This window comes from Streptomyces thermoalcalitolerans (assembly GCF_039525155.1).
In the GTDB taxonomy this organism is placed as follows: domain Bacteria; phylum Actinomycetota; class Actinomycetes; order Streptomycetales; family Streptomycetaceae; genus Streptomyces; species Streptomyces thermovulgaris.
Genome location: NZ_BAAAHG010000025.1, coordinates 24,383 through 39,513, shown reverse-complemented (window position 1 = coordinate 39,513; position 15,131 = coordinate 24,383). Strand labels below are relative to the sequence as shown.

The following is a 15,131-nucleotide window of genomic DNA, read 5'->3' as shown; positions in this document are numbered from 1 at the left end:
GAACGCGGCGCGGCTCGGCCTCATGGCCGTGCCCGCCGCGTTCTTCGCGGTGTTCTTCGCCTACCCCGTGGCCGCGATCGTCCGGCGCGGCCTCGAGGCCGACGGGGTCTGGCAGGTGGGGCGGATCGCCGAGGTGCTCCTCCGGTCCGACACCCGGCATGTGCTGTGGTTCACCACCTGGCAGGCGCTCGCCTCCACCGCGCTCACCCTGCTGGTCGCCCTGCCCGGCGCGTATGTCTTCGCCCGCCTCGACTTCCCCGGCCGTCAGGTCCTCAGAGCCGTCGTCACCGTGCCGTTCGTGCTGCCCACGGTCGTCGTCGGCACCGCGTTCCTCGCCCTCGTCGGGCGCGGCGGCCTGCTCGACGAGCTGTGGGGCGTCCGCCTGGACACCACGGTGTGGGCGATCCTGCTCGCCCATGTCTTCTTCAACTACGCCGTCGTCGTACGGACCGTGGGCGGCCTGTGGGCGGGGCTCGACCCCCGGCAGGAGGAGGCGGCCCGGATGCTCGGCGCCTCACCGGCGGCCGCCTGGCGCACGGTGACCCTGCCCGCGCTCGCGCCCGCGGTGGCCGCCGCCGCGCTGATGGTCTTTCTGTTCACCTTCACCTCCTTCGGTGTGGTGCAGATCCTCGGCGGCCCCACCTTCTCCACCCTGGAGGTGGAGATCTACCGGCAGACGGCCCAGATCTTCGACCTGTCCACCGCGGCGGTCCTGACGATCATCCAGTTCCTGGCGGTGGGCGCGATCCTCGCCGTGCACGCCTGGACGGTACGGCGCCGGGAGAGCACGCTGAAACTGGTGGACCCCGCCCTCACCGCCCGCCGGCCGCGGGGCGTGGGACAGTGGACGCTTCTCATCGGCGTCCTCGTCACCATCGCGCTGCTGCTCGTCCTGCCGCCGGCCGTGCTGGTGCAGCGTTCGCTCACCGCGCCCGGCTTCGGCTACTACCGGGCGCTGACCGACCCCGACGGCGGCGTCTTCCTGGTCGCGCCGGTCAACGCCGTCGGCACCTCCCTGTCGTACGCCGCCGCCGCGACTGCCATCGCCGTGGTGATCGGCGGTCTGGCCGCCGCCGCACTCACCCGCCTCCCCCGTGCCCGCTCCCGCTCCGACGGACGGGCCTCCTTCGCGGAACGGCTCGTACGGGGCTTCGACGCGCTGCTGATGCTGCCCCTCGGGATCTCCGCGGTGACCGTCGGCTTCGGCTTCCTGATCGCCCTCGACCGGCCGCCGCTGGACCTCAGACAGTCCTGGATCCTGGTCCCGCTCGCACAGGCCCTGGTCGGCGTGCCCTTCGTCGTACGGACCATGCTGCCCGTGCTGCGCGCGGTGGACGAACGGCTGAGGGAGGCGGCGGCCGTGCTCGGGGCCTCGCCGTGGCGGGTGTGGCGGGAGGTCGACCTGCCCATGGTGCGGCGGGCGCTGCTGGTCGCCGCCGGTTTCGCCTTCGCGGTGTCCCTGGGGGAGTTCGGGGCGACCGTGTTCATCGCACGGCCCGACAACCCCACGCTGCCGGTCGCCGTGGCACGGCTGATCGGCCGGCCCGGCGACCTCAACTACGGCCAGGCGATGGCCCTGTCGACGATTCTGATGGTGGTGTGCGTGGTGGCGCTGTTGATCCTTGAACGGCTGCTTCCCCGGTCCGGGGCAGGCCCGGCCGGGGGAACTCCCGTCGGCCGGGGCGGGGAGTTCTAGATGCTGCTGACTCTTCGGGCCGCGACCGTACGCTTCGACGGGCGTACGGTGCTCGACGCGGTGGACCTCGATGTCGCCGAGCACGAGATCGTGTGCGTGCTCGGCCCCAGCGGCAGCGGCAAGTCCACCCTGCTGCGGGCGGTCGCCGGGCTGCAGCCGCTGGACTCCGGGCGGGTGCTGCTGGACGGGCGCGACCAGGCGGCGGTACCGGTGCACCGGCGCGGGGTCGGCCTGATGTTCCAGGACCACCAGCTGTTCCCGCAGCGGGACGTGGCCGGAAACGTCGCCTTCGGCCTGCGGATGCACGGCATGGCGAAGAACGAACGGGCCGCACGGGTCGGGGAACTGCTGGACCTGGTCGGTCTCCCCGGCGCCGAGCGGCGCGCCGTGGCCTCGCTCTCCGGCGGCGAACAGCAGCGGGTGGCCCTGGCCCGGGCTCTGGCCCCCCGCCCCCGTCTGCTGATGCTGGACGAGCCGCTCGGCCAGCTCGACCGTTCGCTGCGGGAACGCCTCGTCGTCGAACTGCGGGAGCTGTTCGGCAGGCTGGGCACCACCGTGCTCGCCGTCACCCACGACCAGGGCGAGGCCTTCGCGCTCGCCGACCGGGTCGTGGTGATGCGGAACGGCCGGATCGCCCAGACCGGTACCCCGCTCGAGGTGTGGCAGCACCCGGCCGACGCCTTCGTCGCCCGCTTCCTCGGCTTCGAGAACGTCGTGGAGGCCACCGTCGACGGCGAGGCCGCGATCACCCCCTGGGGCAAGGTGCCCGTTCCCGGCGGCTCCCCCCAGGGCACGCGCACCCTCCTCGTCCGCCCCGCCGGTGTCCGTCTCGTTCCCCCCACCGAGGGCCTGCGCTGCACGGTCGCCGCCCGCACCTTCAAGGGCACCCACGTCACCCTCCACCTCCAGCCCCGCAACGCCCCCCGCCTCGAAGCGGCCTGCCCCCTGCGCACGGCACCGGAGGTCGGCGCCGAGACCGGCGTGGAGTTCGATCCGGCCGAGACCGTGGTGCTGACCTGAGCCGCGGAGCCCAGGCGGTGCCGTACGGGCCGGGCGGCCGGCTCCGGCGGGCGATGCCGTGCGGCCGGGGTGAGCGGGGGCCGGCGCGTGCGATCGCACGGCGGGGGAGGGAGCCGGCGCGGGGCACCGGCGGGTGACGACCACACGGCGGACGGGCGTGCCGGACCCCGTAATTCCCGGCACGACACGAACGGCACCCCCTAGGGTGCGGGGCATGACGCGACTCGCCTACGACCGCTACTGCGACGAAATCTCCCACCAGGTAGGCCAGTTGTCGGAGATCCTCACCTCCGGCGCCGACCTGTCCACCACCGTGCCGACCTGCCCCGACTGGTCGCTGGAGGAGCTGGTGCGGCACACGGGAGGCGCCCTGCGCTGGGTGGAGGCACTGGTCAGGACCCGTGCGCAGGAGAACATCCCCGCAGAGCGGATCCCGCTCGTGAAAGGACCCGAGGCACAGGGCGACCCCGCCGCCCTGAACGCCTGGCTGCTGGAGACCGGCCGGATCACCGTCGCCGCCCTCCGCGAGGCCGGCCCGGACACCGTGGTGTGGACCTGGGCCGGGATCCGGGACACCGGTTTCTGGGCCCGCCGGATGACCCACGAGGTCACCATCCACCGCGCCGACGCCGCGCTCACCGCCAAGCTGCCCTACGAGGTCGCTCCCGAGGTGGCCGTCGACGCCCTCGACGAGTGGCTGGAGATCGTGGAGTTCGTGCAGCGGAGCAAGGCGGTCCCGGCGGCTGCGGAGCTGCGCGGAGAGGGGCGCAGCATCCATCTGCACGCCACCGACACCGGGCCGGAGCTGAACGCCGAGTGGGTCGTGGAACTCACCGAGGAGGGCGTCGTCTGGCGGCGCGGGCACGAGAAGGCGACCGTGGCTCTGCGGGGGCCGCTCACCTCCGTGCTGCTGGCGTTCTACCGCCGGCTTCCCCTGGACAGCCCGGGGCTGGACGTGCTGGGCGAGCGGGAACTGCTGGAGTTCTGGCTCGAGCGGGCGACCTTCGGATGAACGGCTGTGGCCCGCCCCCGGGGACGGAGGCGGGCCACGGACGGTGAGCCGCGGGAGCGTCAGCGGTTGCTGTTGTCGTTGCTCGCTCCCCGGCGGCGCAGGCCGAAGAAGACCGCACCGCCGCCGATGACGACCAGAGCGGCCGCGATACCGGCGATCAGACCGGTGTTGGAGTTGGCACCGGTCTCGGCGAGGTTGGATTCACCGATCGCGGGCGACGGGGCGTTGTCCGAGCCGCCGGCGGAAGCGGCGGTGCTCTCCGAGGCGGACGGCGCCGGGGACGCGGACTCCGTCGCCGGCTCCGACTCGGATGCCGTCGGCTCCGGCTCGGACGCCGACGGCGTCGAGGTCTCCGGCTCCGCCGGCGAGGCCGGGGTGCTCGGGGCCTTCGCCGCGCAGGCCGTGGACGGAGCGGTCAGGTTCGGCTCGATGTCCTTGTCGACGAGAACCTTTCCGTTCTTGCCGACGGCCTTGATGTGGACGCGGTAGACGGCGTTCGGCTCCCAGTCCTCGGCGAAGGTGACCGTGGTGCCCTGGCGGGAACCCTTGACCTCCTGCTCGCCGACCATCCGCTCGTCGGCGTTGTTGTTCTGGAGGAACACGGTGACCGTCGCCGGAGTGCCGGAGGGGTCCACGTCCTTGACGGTGATGATCCCCTTCTCCCCGTCGCACTTGGCTTCGGCGGAGAAGTCCTTGATGCTGCAGGCGAACGCGTTGCCCGCGACGCCGAGAGCGAGAGCGGCGGACGCGGAGGCGACACCGAGGATGCGCACAGTGCGCGCGGTACGGCGGGATATGGACACGGTGGTCACTTTTCCCTTCACGGGATGTGGCGATTGCGGGGGGTGGAGGGGGCGTTGGGGTGACGACGGACCGAGGTCCCAGCACCCCCAGAGGGCTCAGATGTATAAGCGCTCCATAAGGAGTGTCAATGAGCAAGCCACCTGCCGACGTTCACTTTACCTATTTGTTAACCGCCAGTAGGTTTCAACCCGTCGGCAGGCGGCAAGAAGGGGTGCCCGCCGCACCCCGTGGGCTCAGCCCCGCACGACCGCCGGGTCCATCCACACGACTTCCCAGGTGTGGCCGTCGAGGTCGTCGAAGGCCCGGCTGTACATGTGGCCGTGGTCCTGCGGCTTGCCGGTCGCCGTGCCGCCGGCCGCGACGGCCTTCTCGACCAGCTCGTCGACCTTCTCGCGGCTCTCCGCGCTCAGACCGATCAGCACCTCGCTGGTCTTCGTCGAGTCCGCGATCTCCTTCTTGGTGAACTCGGCGTAGCGCTGCCTGCTGAGCAGCATCACGACGATCGTGTCGCTGATGACGACGCAGGAGCAGTCGTCGGTCGAGAACTGCGGGTCGATCGTGCAGCCGAGGTCGGTGAAGAACTTCCCGGAGGCGGCCACGTCGTTCGTCGCCAGGTTCACGAAGATCATCTGCTGGTGCACGGTGGGTCTCTCCCTTCGCTTCGTCGCCGTTCACAGGGGTGGACCCGGGGGCCGCGCGGAACTCATCGGTGGGAGCGGAAGTTTTTCCCACGGCCCGTCGACGGGTGGCGGTCGCCGGCAGATGACGCTCCGTCAACGGGCGAGGGGCAGCGTGGAGAGACCGGCGACCAGCAGGGTCAGCGGGGCGAACAGGAGCAGAAGGGCGCCGGCGCGCAGCAGGACGGCGGCGCGCAGCGTCGTGGCGGGTGCGCCGAGGCGTCGCAGGGCGGCGACGGCGCCGGCACGGGCCTGCCGCGCCTCGACGGCCGCGGTCAGCAAGACCGTCACGGCGCACCCGACGACGAGCGACACGCCCAAGGCGGTCAGCGGGCCGAGGGGCCGCGTGGTTCCGCCGTACGACGCGGTGACGGCGTACGCCCCCGACGCCACCGCGCACATCACCCCCAGGGGGCGGCCGACGCGCCCGGCCTCCGCCATCAGGCCCCGGCCGGCCAGCAGCCGCAGGGCGCCCGGACGCACCGACTGGAGCAGGAGACCGCACAGATGGGTCAGGCCGGGTCCGGCGAGGGCGAGGCCGAGGGCGGTCAGCAGCCAGCCGAGCAGCACGGGGACATCGGCCGTGAGGCCGCCGGGGAGGGCACTTCCGGAGGAGGACCGGCCGGTGTACGACTCCACGGTCAGACCGACGGTGAGGACGGCGATGCCCCAGGGAAGTCCGGCGGGAGGATGCCGGGGAGCCGGGGGAAGGTGAGGGACGGCGGTGTCGTGCGTGCGTTCCTGCCCGGAGGCGGGACGGGCGTCGGACCGGTCGGCCGGGCCGTCGGCCGGAGCAGGGGCCGGACCGTCGGCGGAAACGTCGACGGAAACGTCGGCGGAAACGCCGGCGGAAACGCCGGCAGGGCCGTCGGAGGAGACCTGTGCCGGGCCGCCGGCGGGAACGTGGGCCAGGGCGTCGACACGTGGGTGTGCCGTATGGCCGGCGTGCGCGGACGCCGGAGCCTCGGCCGTACCGCCGCCCGCGGACCGGCGCGGCGGCCGTGCGCGGTCCTCCCGCGGCCGCAGCACCAGCCCCACCGCCCCCGAGGCGAGCACCGGGACGACGGCCAGCAGGGTCAGCGCCCCCGCCACCGGCAACGGGTGCCCCACGGCCAGGGCGTCCGACCCCGCGCCGTCGTACGGCAGGCCCGTCAGGTCACCGCGCAGACGCAGGAAGGCCAGCAGCGCGAGCAGGGAGCCGAACCCGCAGGACAGGGCCGTCGTGGCCATCGAGACGGCCATCAGACGGCCGGGGCCGAGCCCGAGCGCCGACAGTCCGGGCCGGGGGCGGGTGCCGGGGTCGGTGCGGGCCACCGCGATCGCGAGATACACCGTCGCGGCCAGAGGCATCACGCACCAGGACAGGCGTCGCACCGCGGCGGCCGACTGCTCCGGGTGGCCCAGGGCGTAGCCGAGGCAGCACAGCAGCAGGAAGCCCGTGCCCGCCGACGCCACCGCCACGGCCAGACGGCGCAGCTGGACGGCCGGGCGGGCGAGGTGGATCAGGCGGAGAGCGAGCACGTGGCCCGGCCTTCCGTCGCGTCGTCCACCGGGGGCAGATGCACGCTCTGCACGCGTCGCCCGTCGAGCAGCGCCACCGTGCGCTCGGCGAAGGCCGCGGTCTCCGGGTCGTGCGTGGCGAGCACGACGGTGATGTTGTGCGAACGGGCCGCCGTGGTGAGCGTGCGCAGCACATGGACGCGGTCGGCCCGGTGCAGCGGGGCCGCCGGCTCGTCGGCGAACAGCACCGCGGGGGCCGGGGCGAGCGCGCGGGCGATGCAGGCGCGCTGCCGCTCGGCCTGACGCAGCCGGTGCGGGCGCTTGCGGGCCAGGTCGCCGATGTCGAGGCGGTCCAGCCACTCCTGGGCGGTCGCCTTGGCCTGGCGCCGGCCGGCACCGCGCAGCATCAGGGGCAGGGCCGTGTTCTCCCAGACGGTCAGCTCCGGTACGAGCACCGGAACGGGGTCGATCCAGCCGAACCGGGTGCGGCGCAGCCGCTCGCGGGCCAGCGGACCGAGGGTGTGCACGGGAGTGCCGTCGAACCAGACCTCGCCCCGCCGCACCCGCACCATCCCGGACAGGCACCGCAGCAGAGTCGTTTTGCCGCTGCCGCGCGGTCCGGCGACGGCGAGGATCTCGCCCTGCCGGACGCCGAGCGAGACGTCCTCCAGGCCGGGCGAGCCGTCCTGGTGGGTGTAGTGCAGGGCGCGCGCCCAGAGCACGTCGTTGTCCGGTGGGGCGTCCATGGCGTACACCTCGGTTCGGAGCTGGAATGCCGCGCGGACTGTCGCGCGGATGCCGCGGGGATGGCCGCGCGGGTCCGTGGGATCCTCCTGCGCATCCCCCGTCCGGGGGAACGAAGGCGGAGCCGATCGGTTACCGGAACGCTAGGCAGCCGACACCGGGAGGCCGGACAGCACACGGCCCCGGGCCGCCGTTTCTCACACGAACGGCGGACACCGGGGCCGTGATCATCATCTGATCGGAGGTGTCTGCCCGACTGCCTCCGGCAGACACATGTGCCGGAAGAGGCACGCCGGTCACAGCTTGGTCCATGCCTCCGTCAGGGTCGCGCGCAGGATCTGCTCGATCTCGTCGAAGGTCTCCTGGGTGGAGATCAGCGGCGGGGCGAGCTGGACGACCGGGTCGCCGCGGTCGTCGGCACGGCAGTACAGGCCGTTGTCGAACAGCGCCTTGGACAGGAAGCCGTACAGGATCCGCTCGGTCTCCTCCTCGTTGAAGGTCTCCTTGGTGTTCTTGTCCTTCACCAGCTCGATGCCGTAGAAGAAGCCGTTGCCGCGGACGTCGCCGACGATCGGCAGGTCGTGCAGCTTCCGCAGGGTGGAGAAGAAGGCGGCCTCGTTGTCCAGCACGTGCTGGTTGAGGTTCTCCCGTTCGAACAGGTCGAGGTTGGCCAGGGCCACCGCCGCGGAGACCGGGTGGCCGCCGAAGGTGTAGCCGTGCAGGAAGACGTTGCCGTCCCGGTAGAACGGCTCGGCCAGGCGGTCGGAGACGATGCAGGCGCCGAGCGGGGAGTAGCCCGAGGTCAGGCCCTTGGCGCAGGTGATCATGTCCGGGACGTAGCCGAACTTGTCGCAGCCGAACATCGTGCCCAGGCGGCCGAAGGCGCAGATGACCTCGTCCGAGACGAGCAGGACCTCGTACCTGTCGCAGATCTCGCGGACCCGCTGGAAGTAGCCGGGCGGGGGCGGGAAGCAGCCGCCGGCGTTCTGCACCGGCTCCAGGAAGACCGCGGCGACCGTGTCCGGGCCCTCGAAGAGGATCTGCTGCTCGATCTGGTCGGCGGCCCAGCGGCCGAAGGCCTCGGGGTCGTCGCCGTGGACCGGGGCGCGGTAGATGTTGGTGTTCGGGACCTTGTGCGCGCCCGGCACCAGCGGCTCGAACGGCGTCCTCAGGCCCGGCAGGCCGGTGATGGACAGGGCGCCCTGCGGGGTGCCGTGGTAGGCGACCGCGCGGGATATGACCTTGTGCTTGGTGGGCTTGCCGATCAGCTTGAAGTACTGCTTGGCGAGCTTCCAGGCGGTCTCCACCGCCTCGCCGCCGCCGGTGGTGAAGAAGACCTTGTTCAGGTCGCCCGGTGCGTAGCCGGCCAGGCGTTCCGCGAGTTCCACGGCCTTGGGGTGGGCGTAGGACCAGACGGGGAAGAACGCCAGCTCCTGCGCCTGCTTGGCCGCCGTCTCGGCCAGTTCCGCGCGGCCGTGACCGGCCTGGACCACGAACAGCCCCGCGAGGCCGTCGATGTAGCGCTTGCCCTTGTCGTCGTAGATGTAGGCGCCCTCACCGCGCACGATCGTCGGCACGGGGGAGTTCTCGTACGAGGACATGCGGGTGAAGTGCATCCACAGGTGGTCGTACGCGGTACGGCTGAGATCCTTGCTCACGGTTATCGGGTTCCCCACATGTAGGTCTGCTTCTTGAGCTTGAGGTAGACGAAGCTCTCGGTGGAACGCACGCCGGGCAGGGCCCGGATGCGTTTGTTGACGACCTCCAGCAGCTGGTCGTCGTCCTCGCAGACGATCTCGGCGAGGATGTCGAACGAGCCCGCGGTCATCACCACGTACTCGACTTCCGGCATGTCGGTCAGCGCGTCCGCCACGACCTCCGAGTCGCCCTCGACGTTGATCCCGACCATCGCCTGTCTGCGGAAGCCCACGGTGAGCGGGTCCGTGACGGCGACGATCTGCATCACGCCCTGCTCGAGCAGTTTCTGGACGCGCTGGCGCACGGCCGCCTCGGACAGGCCGACGGCCTTGCCGATCGCGGCGTACGGCCGGCGGCCGTCCTCCTGCAACTGCTCGATGATGGCGAGGGAAACGGCGTCCAGGTGGTGGCCGTTCCGCGGTTCACGGGAGTCCTTGGAGTCTGCGCTTCGACTGGGCACGACCCCACTGTGCACGAGGTCTCGTCAGTTTCGCAAGGCTGATGCGATGAAATCCGTTGTTTATGAGACTGAGACTTGCGGATTTCGCAGAACTTCTGGTGACAGTGCTGTTGAAAACGTCGGAGCGCGGGCTAGGGTGGATGTCTCAGCCACTGGACAGCTTGAACAGGATCAGGAGGGCCGGCAGTGAGCACCGAGCTGCGTCGTCTGCGCAACTACATCGACGGTGAGTTCCGGGACGCCGCCGACGGACGGACCACCGAGGTGGTGAACCCTGCGACGGGCGAGGCGTACGCGACCGCGCCGCTGTCCGGACAGGCGGATGTGGACGCCGCCATGGCCGCCGCCGCGGCAGCCTTCCCGGGCTGGCGCGACACCACCCCGGCCGAGCGCCAGAAGGCCCTGCTGAAGATCGCGGACGCCTTCGAGGAGCGCGCCGAGGACCTGATCGCGGCCGAGGTGGAGAACACGGGCAAGCCGATCGGGCTGACCCGCACCGAGGAGATCCCGCCGATGGTCGACCAGATCCGCTTCTTCGCGGGTGCGGCGCGGATGCTCGAGGGCCGCTCGGCCGGCGAGTACATGGAGGGGATGACCTCGATCATCCGTCGTGAGCCGGTCGGTGTCTGTGCCCAGGTCGCGCCGTGGAACTACCCGATGATGATGGCCGTGTGGAAGTTCGCCCCGGCGATCGCGGCGGGCAACACGGTCGTGCTGAAGCCCTCGGACACCACCCCGGCCTCCACGGTGCTGATCGCCGAGATCCTCGGGTCGATCCTGCCCAAGGGCGTCTTCAACGTCATCTGCGGCGACCGCGAGACCGGCCGCATGATGGTCGAGCACCCGATCCCGGCGATGGCGTCCATCACCGGCTCCGTACGCGCCGGCATGCAGGTCGCCGCGTCCGCCGCCAAGGACCTCAAGCGGGTCCACCTGGAGCTCGGCGGCAAGGCCCCGGTCGTGGTCTTCGAGGACGTCGACATCGACAAGGCCGTCGAGGAGATCGCGGTCGCCGGCTTCTTCAACGCCGGCCAGGACTGCACGGCCGCCACCCGGGTGCTGGTCCACGAGTCCATCCACGACGATTTCGTCGCCGCGCTCGCCAAGGCCGCCTCCGAGACCAAGACCGGGCAGCCGGACGACGAGGACGTCCTCTACGGCCCGCTGAACAACCCCAACCAGCTCAAGCAGGTCGCCGGCTTCATCGAGCGGCTGCCCGCCCACGCCAAGGTCGAGACCGGCGGCCACCGGGTCGGCGACAAGGGCTTCTTCTACGCCCCGACCGTCGTCTCGGGCCTCAAGCAGGACGACGAGATCATCCAGAACGAGGTCTTCGGCCCGGTCATCACCGTCCAGTCCTTCTCGGACGAGGAGCAGGCCGTCGAGATGGCCAACGGCGTTGACTACGCCCTGGCCTCCTCGGTGTGGACCAAGGACCACGCCCGCGCCATGCGGATGTCCAAGAAGCTCGACTTCGGCTGTGTGTGGATCAACACCCACATCCCGCTGGTCGCCGAGATGCCGCACGGCGGCTTCAAGAAGTCCGGCTACGGCAAGGACCTGTCGGCGTACGGCTTCGAGGACTACACGCGGATCAAGCACGTCATGACGTCGCTGAACGCCTGACCCGCCGGTGAACCGGCCGGCCGGTGACCGTGCGACCGGCCGGCCGCACCGGAACGCGGACCCGCGGCCCCGGACGGAGACGGACCGTCCGGGGCCGCGCCCGTGTCCTCGCACCGCGGATGACCGGACACCGCGGGTGATCGACAGGCTGTCGGCTTCGCCCGGGCCCGCTGGACGCCGCGTCCATTGTCCGAACGCGAACAAGAACGTCATGCTGACGGCGTGCCCCGGACTTCGAAGACGCCCGTGCCCACCCGCCGCTCCCTGCTGCGCGCCCTGGGCAGAGCGGCCGCCCTCGGCGCGCTCGCCGGATGCGGTGTGCCCTCCGCCTACGTCGAACCCGGTGACCGCACGGTCCCGGACGTCTCCGCCACCGACCGCCGGCTGGTCTGGGCGAACTGGCCGCTGTACATCGACACCGACGACGACAACCCGGCCAGGCGGCCCACCCTCGAGGCCTTCGAGAAGCGCACGGGCATCTCCGTCGGCTACATCGAGGAGATCAACGACAACGACGAGTACTTCGGCAAGATCAGCCCTTCGCTGATGAACCGCCGGCAGACGGGCCGCGACCTCATCGTGGTCAGCGACCACATGTGCGCCCGCTATGTCCGGCTGGGCTGGGTGCTGGAGATGGACCGCGCCCGCCAGCCGCACGTGGCCCGCCACCTCGACCCGCTGCTGCGCTCGCCCGCCTTCGACCCGGGCCGCAGGTTCACCGTGCCCTACCAGTCGGGCATCACCGGCATCGCCTACAACCGCCGCGGACTCGGCCGCGAGATCCGCCAGGTCTCCGACCTGTGGGCGAGCGACCTCAAGGGCCGGGTCACCCTGCTCTCCGGCGTCGACGAGGCGTTCGCCCTGCTCATGCAGGGCAACGGCGTGGACATCACCCGGTGGACGGCCGACGACTTCCACACCGTCTGCGACCAGGTGGAACGGCAGGTCCGCAAGGGCCAGATCCGCCGCTTCACCGGCAACGACTACACCAAGGACCTGGTCAGCGGCGACGTCCTGGCCTGCCAGGCCTACTCGGGCGACGTGATCCAGCTCCAGGCGGACGACCCCGACATCCGCTTCGTCGTGCCCGAGGAGGGCGCCGAACTGTGGTCGGACTCCCTGATGATCCCCAACCGGGCCCGCCACAAGGCCAACGCGGAACGTCTGATCGACTACTACTACGAGCCCGAGGTCGCCGCGGAGCTCGCCGCCTGGGTGAACTACATCTGCCCGGTCCCGGCGGCCCAGGACGTGCTCGCCGACTCCAAGGACGAGGAGACGGCGGCCCTGGCCGAGAACCCGCTGATCTTCCCCGACGCCGCCCTGCGCAGGCGTCTCGCCGTCGCCCGGAACATCACCCCCGGGGAACGCAGGGAGTTCACCAAGCGCTGGAACGGGATCGTGGGCATGTAGGCCGTTGCGGGCCCGCGGGCCGGGAAACTGCTGCAGACTCGCCCCATGACGCACAAGCCGAGCGATCACCACGTGGGCCCCGCCGTCACCTTAGGGCTGCTGGCGGCCTGGGCCCTGCACGACATAGAGGAGCTGGCCGCCATGCCGGGGTGGCTGCGGCGCAATGCGCCGGTGCTGCGGGAGCGGTTCCCGGGGGTGCCGGAGGCGGTGTGGCGGCGGGCCGAGTCCGTGGACGGGCGGCAGTTCGCGGCGGCCGTGGGCGTGATGGGCGCGATCGTCGCCGCCGCGTCCGCCGCCGGAGCGGCGACCGGCGGCCGGTCCGCCTTCTTCCAGACGGCCCTGGACGGCTTCGGACTGCACGGCCTGGCCCACCTGGCCCAGGCCGCCGCGTTCCGCGGCTACACACCCGGATCGGCCACCTCGCCCGTCGTGGTCGTCCCCTTCACCCTCTGGGCCCGGTCCCGGCTGCGCCGTGCCGGGGTCCTGCGCCCCACCCGCGCCCGGGACCTGGCTCTCGGCCTCGGCCTGGCGGGCGCGGCCACCGTGGCGTCGCACGCGGTGGCACACCGGGTGCTCCGCGGACGCTGAGGACCGGTGCGGTGCGCGACCGGGTGGCCGTGCCCGCCGGTCCGGGGCAGGCCGCCGTCAGGAAGACCTCGCGGCCGGCTTCCGGAGGAGCGCGCACAGCAGGTCGACCCGGTTGGTGGTGATCGCGTCGACGCCGAGGCCGAGAAGGCGCCGCAGGGAGCGGCGGGTGTCGGGGGTCCAGACGGACAGCAGATAGCCGTCGCGGTGGACACGGGCCGCGAGGTCGCGGGTCACCAGGCCGAAGCGGTAGTTCAGCCACCTCGGGCGCACCGCGTCCAGCAGCCCGGCCCGCGGGGGCGCGAGCGTGGTCCAGGTCAGGGCGAGCTCGGCACGAGGGTCGGCGGCACGCACCGCGAGCATCGTCTCGGCGCCCGCGCAGTAGTACACCCGCTCCTGTGCCCCGCACGCGTGGACCACGTCGACGACTTGCCGCAGCGCCCGCGGACGGACCGGGCCCGGCAGATCGATCAGCACCCGGCTGCCGTCCGTCGCGGCGAGCGCCTCCTCGAGCGTGGGCACCCGGCCGCCGGTCAGCTCGCGCACCTGCTGCGCGGACAGCGCCCCCAGTGGCCGGTCGTGCCCCCACAGCCGCTTCAGCGACGCGTCGTGCAGCAGGACGGGAACGCCGTCCCGGGTCGGGCGTACGTCGATCTCGACCGCGTCCGCGCCCCGGTCGAGCGCGGAGCGCAGCGAGTCGAGCGTGTTCTCGGGGAAGCGGTAGGGGTCGCCGCGGTGCGCCACGGCCGTCACGGTCCGCGCGGGGCTCATGGGGTTTGAGGGGCGGCCGCGAGCCACTGCGCGGTGTAGGCGTCGATCTCCTCCACGATGCGCGCCTTGCCGGCCTCGTCGAGGAAGGAGGCGTGCACCGCGTTCTTGGCGAGCTCGGCGATGCCCCGCTCGTCGAGGCCGAGGAGGCGGGCGGCCACGGCGTACTCGTTGTTGAGGTCGGTGCCGAACATCGGCGGGTCGTCGGAGTTGATCGTGACGAGGAGCCCGGCCCGGACGAACTCCTTGAGGGGGTGCTCGTCGAGGGTGCGCACGGCCCGGGTGGCGATGTTGGAGGTCGGGCACACCTCCAGCGGGATCCGGTGCTCGGCGAGATACGCGAGCAGCTTCGGGTCCTGCGCGGCACTGGTGCCGTGGCCGATGCGCTCGGCGCGCAGCTCGTGCAGCGCGTCCCACACCGTCTGGGGGCCGGTGGTCTCGCCGGCGTGCGGGACCGAGTGCAGCCCGGCGGCCAGGGCGCGGTCGAAGTAGGGCTTGAACTGCGGCCGCGGTACACCGATCTCGGGCCCGCCGAGCCCGAACGACACCAGCCCCTCGGGGCGCAGCCGGTCGTCGGTGGCGAGCCGGACGGTCTCCTCGGCCGACTCCAGCCCGGCCTCCCCGGGGATGTCGAAGCACCAGCGCAGCACGGTCCCGAACTCGGCCTCGGCCGCCTTGCGGGCGTCCTCTATCGCGTCCATGAAGGCGCGCTCGTCGATGCCGCGGCGGGTGGAGGAGAACGGCGTGACGGTCAGCTCGGCGTAGCGCACCTGCCGGCGGGCCAGGTCACGGGCCACCTCGTAGGTCAGCAGCCGGACGTCCTCCGGGGTGCGGATCAGGTCCACGACGGACAGGTACACATCGACGAAGTGGGCGAAGTCCGTGAAGGTGAAGTACTCGGCCAGGGCCTCGGGGTCGGAGGGGACCTTGGAGTCGGGGTGACGGGCGGCCAGCTCCGAGACGATGCGGGGGGAGGCGGAGCCGACGTGGTGCACGTGCAGTTCGGCCTTCGGCAGCCCGGCGATGAAGGTGCTCAGGTCGCGCGGGACGCGCGGCTCGACGAGATGGTCGGTCAAGGGGTCCTCCCCACAGGCGGCGTCCCCGGGCCGCTGGGCGGCGGGACGCGGG

Annotated in this window: 14 protein-coding genes; 6 read left to right on the top strand and 8 right to left on the bottom strand. The window is 71.9% G+C overall.

Annotated features, from left to right (window positions below; translation table 11 throughout):
- Positions 1 to 22: 22 nt before the first annotated feature.
- The 3 genes from ABD224_RS16160 to ABD224_RS16150 all read left to right on the top strand — a co-directional run bounded on the left by ABD224_RS16160 (position 23) and on the right by ABD224_RS16150 (position 3,728).
- A complete protein-coding gene (locus tag ABD224_RS16160; protein ID WP_344050292.1) occupies positions 23 to 1,696 on the top strand; it encodes an ABC transporter permease in 1,674 nt (557 codons plus the stop codon).
- Positions 1,697 to 2,716, top strand: a complete 1,020-nt coding sequence (locus ABD224_RS16155) for an ABC transporter ATP-binding protein (RefSeq protein ID WP_344050291.1) — start codon at positions 1,697 to 1,699, stop codon at positions 2,714 to 2,716.
- Positions 2,717 to 2,930: 214 nt separating this feature from the next.
- The gene (locus ABD224_RS16150; protein ID WP_344050290.1) at positions 2,931 to 3,728 is read left to right on the top strand and encodes a maleylpyruvate isomerase family mycothiol-dependent enzyme; all 798 of its coding nucleotides are present in this window, start codon (positions 2,931 to 2,933) and stop codon (positions 3,726 to 3,728) included.
- A 59-nt stretch (positions 3,729 to 3,787) separates the two neighbouring features.
- Here ABD224_RS16150 and ABD224_RS16145 read toward each other — a convergent pair whose 3' ends face one another.
- The 6 genes from ABD224_RS16145 to ABD224_RS16120 all read right to left on the bottom strand — a co-directional run bounded on the left by ABD224_RS16145 (position 3,788) and on the right by ABD224_RS16120 (position 9,626).
- The gene (locus tag ABD224_RS16145) at positions 3,788 to 4,531 is read right to left on the bottom strand and encodes an LAETG motif-containing sortase-dependent surface protein (RefSeq protein WP_344050289.1); all 744 of its coding nucleotides are present in this window, start codon (positions 4,529 to 4,531) and stop codon (positions 3,788 to 3,790) included.
- A 234-nt stretch (positions 4,532 to 4,765) separates the two neighbouring features.
- Positions 4,766 to 5,173: a VOC family protein gene (locus ABD224_RS16140; protein ID WP_344050288.1), complete on the bottom strand. Its 408-nt coding sequence runs from the start codon at positions 5,171 to 5,173 to the stop codon at positions 4,766 to 4,768.
- A 132-nt stretch (positions 5,174 to 5,305) separates the two neighbouring features.
- Positions 5,306 to 6,730, bottom strand: a complete 1,425-nt coding sequence (locus tag ABD224_RS16135; protein ID WP_344050287.1) for a hypothetical protein — start codon at positions 6,728 to 6,730, stop codon at positions 5,306 to 5,308.
- Entirely contained in the window at positions 6,712 to 7,455 is a 744-nt protein-coding gene (locus ABD224_RS16130; protein WP_344050286.1) for an ABC transporter ATP-binding protein, read from the bottom strand. Before ABD224_RS16130 ends, ABD224_RS16135 begins: the two co-directional genes overlap by 19 nt.
- 294 nt (positions 7,456 to 7,749) lie before the next feature.
- A complete protein-coding gene (locus tag ABD224_RS16125; RefSeq protein ID WP_344050285.1) occupies positions 7,750 to 9,129 on the bottom strand; it encodes an aspartate aminotransferase family protein in 1,380 nt (459 codons plus the stop codon).
- Positions 9,114 to 9,626, bottom strand: a complete 513-nt coding sequence (locus ABD224_RS16120) for an Lrp/AsnC family transcriptional regulator (protein ID WP_344050284.1) — start codon at positions 9,624 to 9,626, stop codon at positions 9,114 to 9,116. The genes ABD224_RS16125 and ABD224_RS16120 overlap by 16 nt, the downstream gene beginning before the upstream one ends.
- A 171-nt stretch (positions 9,627 to 9,797) precedes the next feature.
- On the opposite strand from ABD224_RS16120, the gene ABD224_RS16115 reads away from it, so the two are divergent.
- The 3 genes from ABD224_RS16115 to ABD224_RS16105 all read left to right on the top strand — a co-directional run bounded on the left by ABD224_RS16115 (position 9,798) and on the right by ABD224_RS16105 (position 13,238).
- Positions 9,798 to 11,237 (top strand): gamma-aminobutyraldehyde dehydrogenase, encoded by a 1,440-nt coding sequence (locus ABD224_RS16115; RefSeq protein WP_344050283.1) that lies wholly within the window; start codon positions 9,798 to 9,800, stop codon positions 11,235 to 11,237.
- Positions 11,238 to 11,459: 222 nt separating this feature from the next.
- Positions 11,460 to 12,650: a polyamine ABC transporter substrate-binding protein gene (locus ABD224_RS16110; protein ID WP_344050282.1), complete on the top strand. Its 1,191-nt coding sequence runs from the start codon at positions 11,460 to 11,462 to the stop codon at positions 12,648 to 12,650.
- A gap of 45 nt (positions 12,651 to 12,695) precedes the next feature.
- On the top strand, positions 12,696 to 13,238 hold the full coding sequence (locus ABD224_RS16105; protein ID WP_344050281.1) for an HXXEE domain-containing protein: 543 nt from the start codon (positions 12,696 to 12,698) through the stop codon (positions 13,236 to 13,238).
- Between the two features lie 57 nt (positions 13,239 to 13,295).
- On the opposite strand, the gene ABD224_RS16100 is transcribed toward ABD224_RS16105, so the two are convergent.
- Both ABD224_RS16100 and ABD224_RS16095 read right to left on the bottom strand, forming a co-directional pair.
- Positions 13,296 to 14,006 carry a glycerophosphodiester phosphodiesterase gene (locus ABD224_RS16100; RefSeq protein ID WP_344050280.1) on the bottom strand — a complete coding sequence of 237 codons (711 nt, stop codon included), beginning with the start codon at positions 14,004 to 14,006 and terminating at the stop codon, positions 13,296 to 13,298.
- A complete protein-coding gene (locus ABD224_RS16095; protein WP_344050279.1) occupies positions 14,003 to 15,079 on the bottom strand; it encodes an adenosine deaminase in 1,077 nt (358 codons plus the stop codon). Before ABD224_RS16095 ends, ABD224_RS16100 begins: the two co-directional genes overlap by 4 nt.
- Positions 15,080 to 15,131 lie beyond the last annotated feature (52 nt).

Bases quoted from the DNA above. Each gene is read 5' to 3' on its own strand.
- ABD224_RS16160 (WP_344050292.1), top strand. From the start codon at position 23: ATGGCCGTGCCCGCCGCGTTCTTCGCGGTGTTCTTCGCCTACCCCGTG.
- ABD224_RS16155 (WP_344050291.1), top strand. From the start codon at position 1,697: ATGCTGCTGACTCTTCGGGCCGCGACCGTACGCTTCGACGGGCGTACG.
- ABD224_RS16150 (WP_344050290.1), top strand. From the start codon at position 2,931: ATGACGCGACTCGCCTACGACCGCTACTGCGACGAAATCTCCCACCAG.
- ABD224_RS16130 (WP_344050286.1), bottom strand. From the start codon at position 7,455: ATGGACGCCCCACCGGACAACGACGTGCTCTGGGCGCGCGCCCTGCAC.
- ABD224_RS16105 (WP_344050281.1), top strand. From the start codon at position 12,696: ATGACGCACAAGCCGAGCGATCACCACGTGGGCCCCGCCGTCACCTTA.
- ABD224_RS16100 (WP_344050280.1), bottom strand. From the start codon at position 14,006: ATGAGCCCCGCGCGGACCGTGACGGCCGTGGCGCACCGCGGCGACCCC.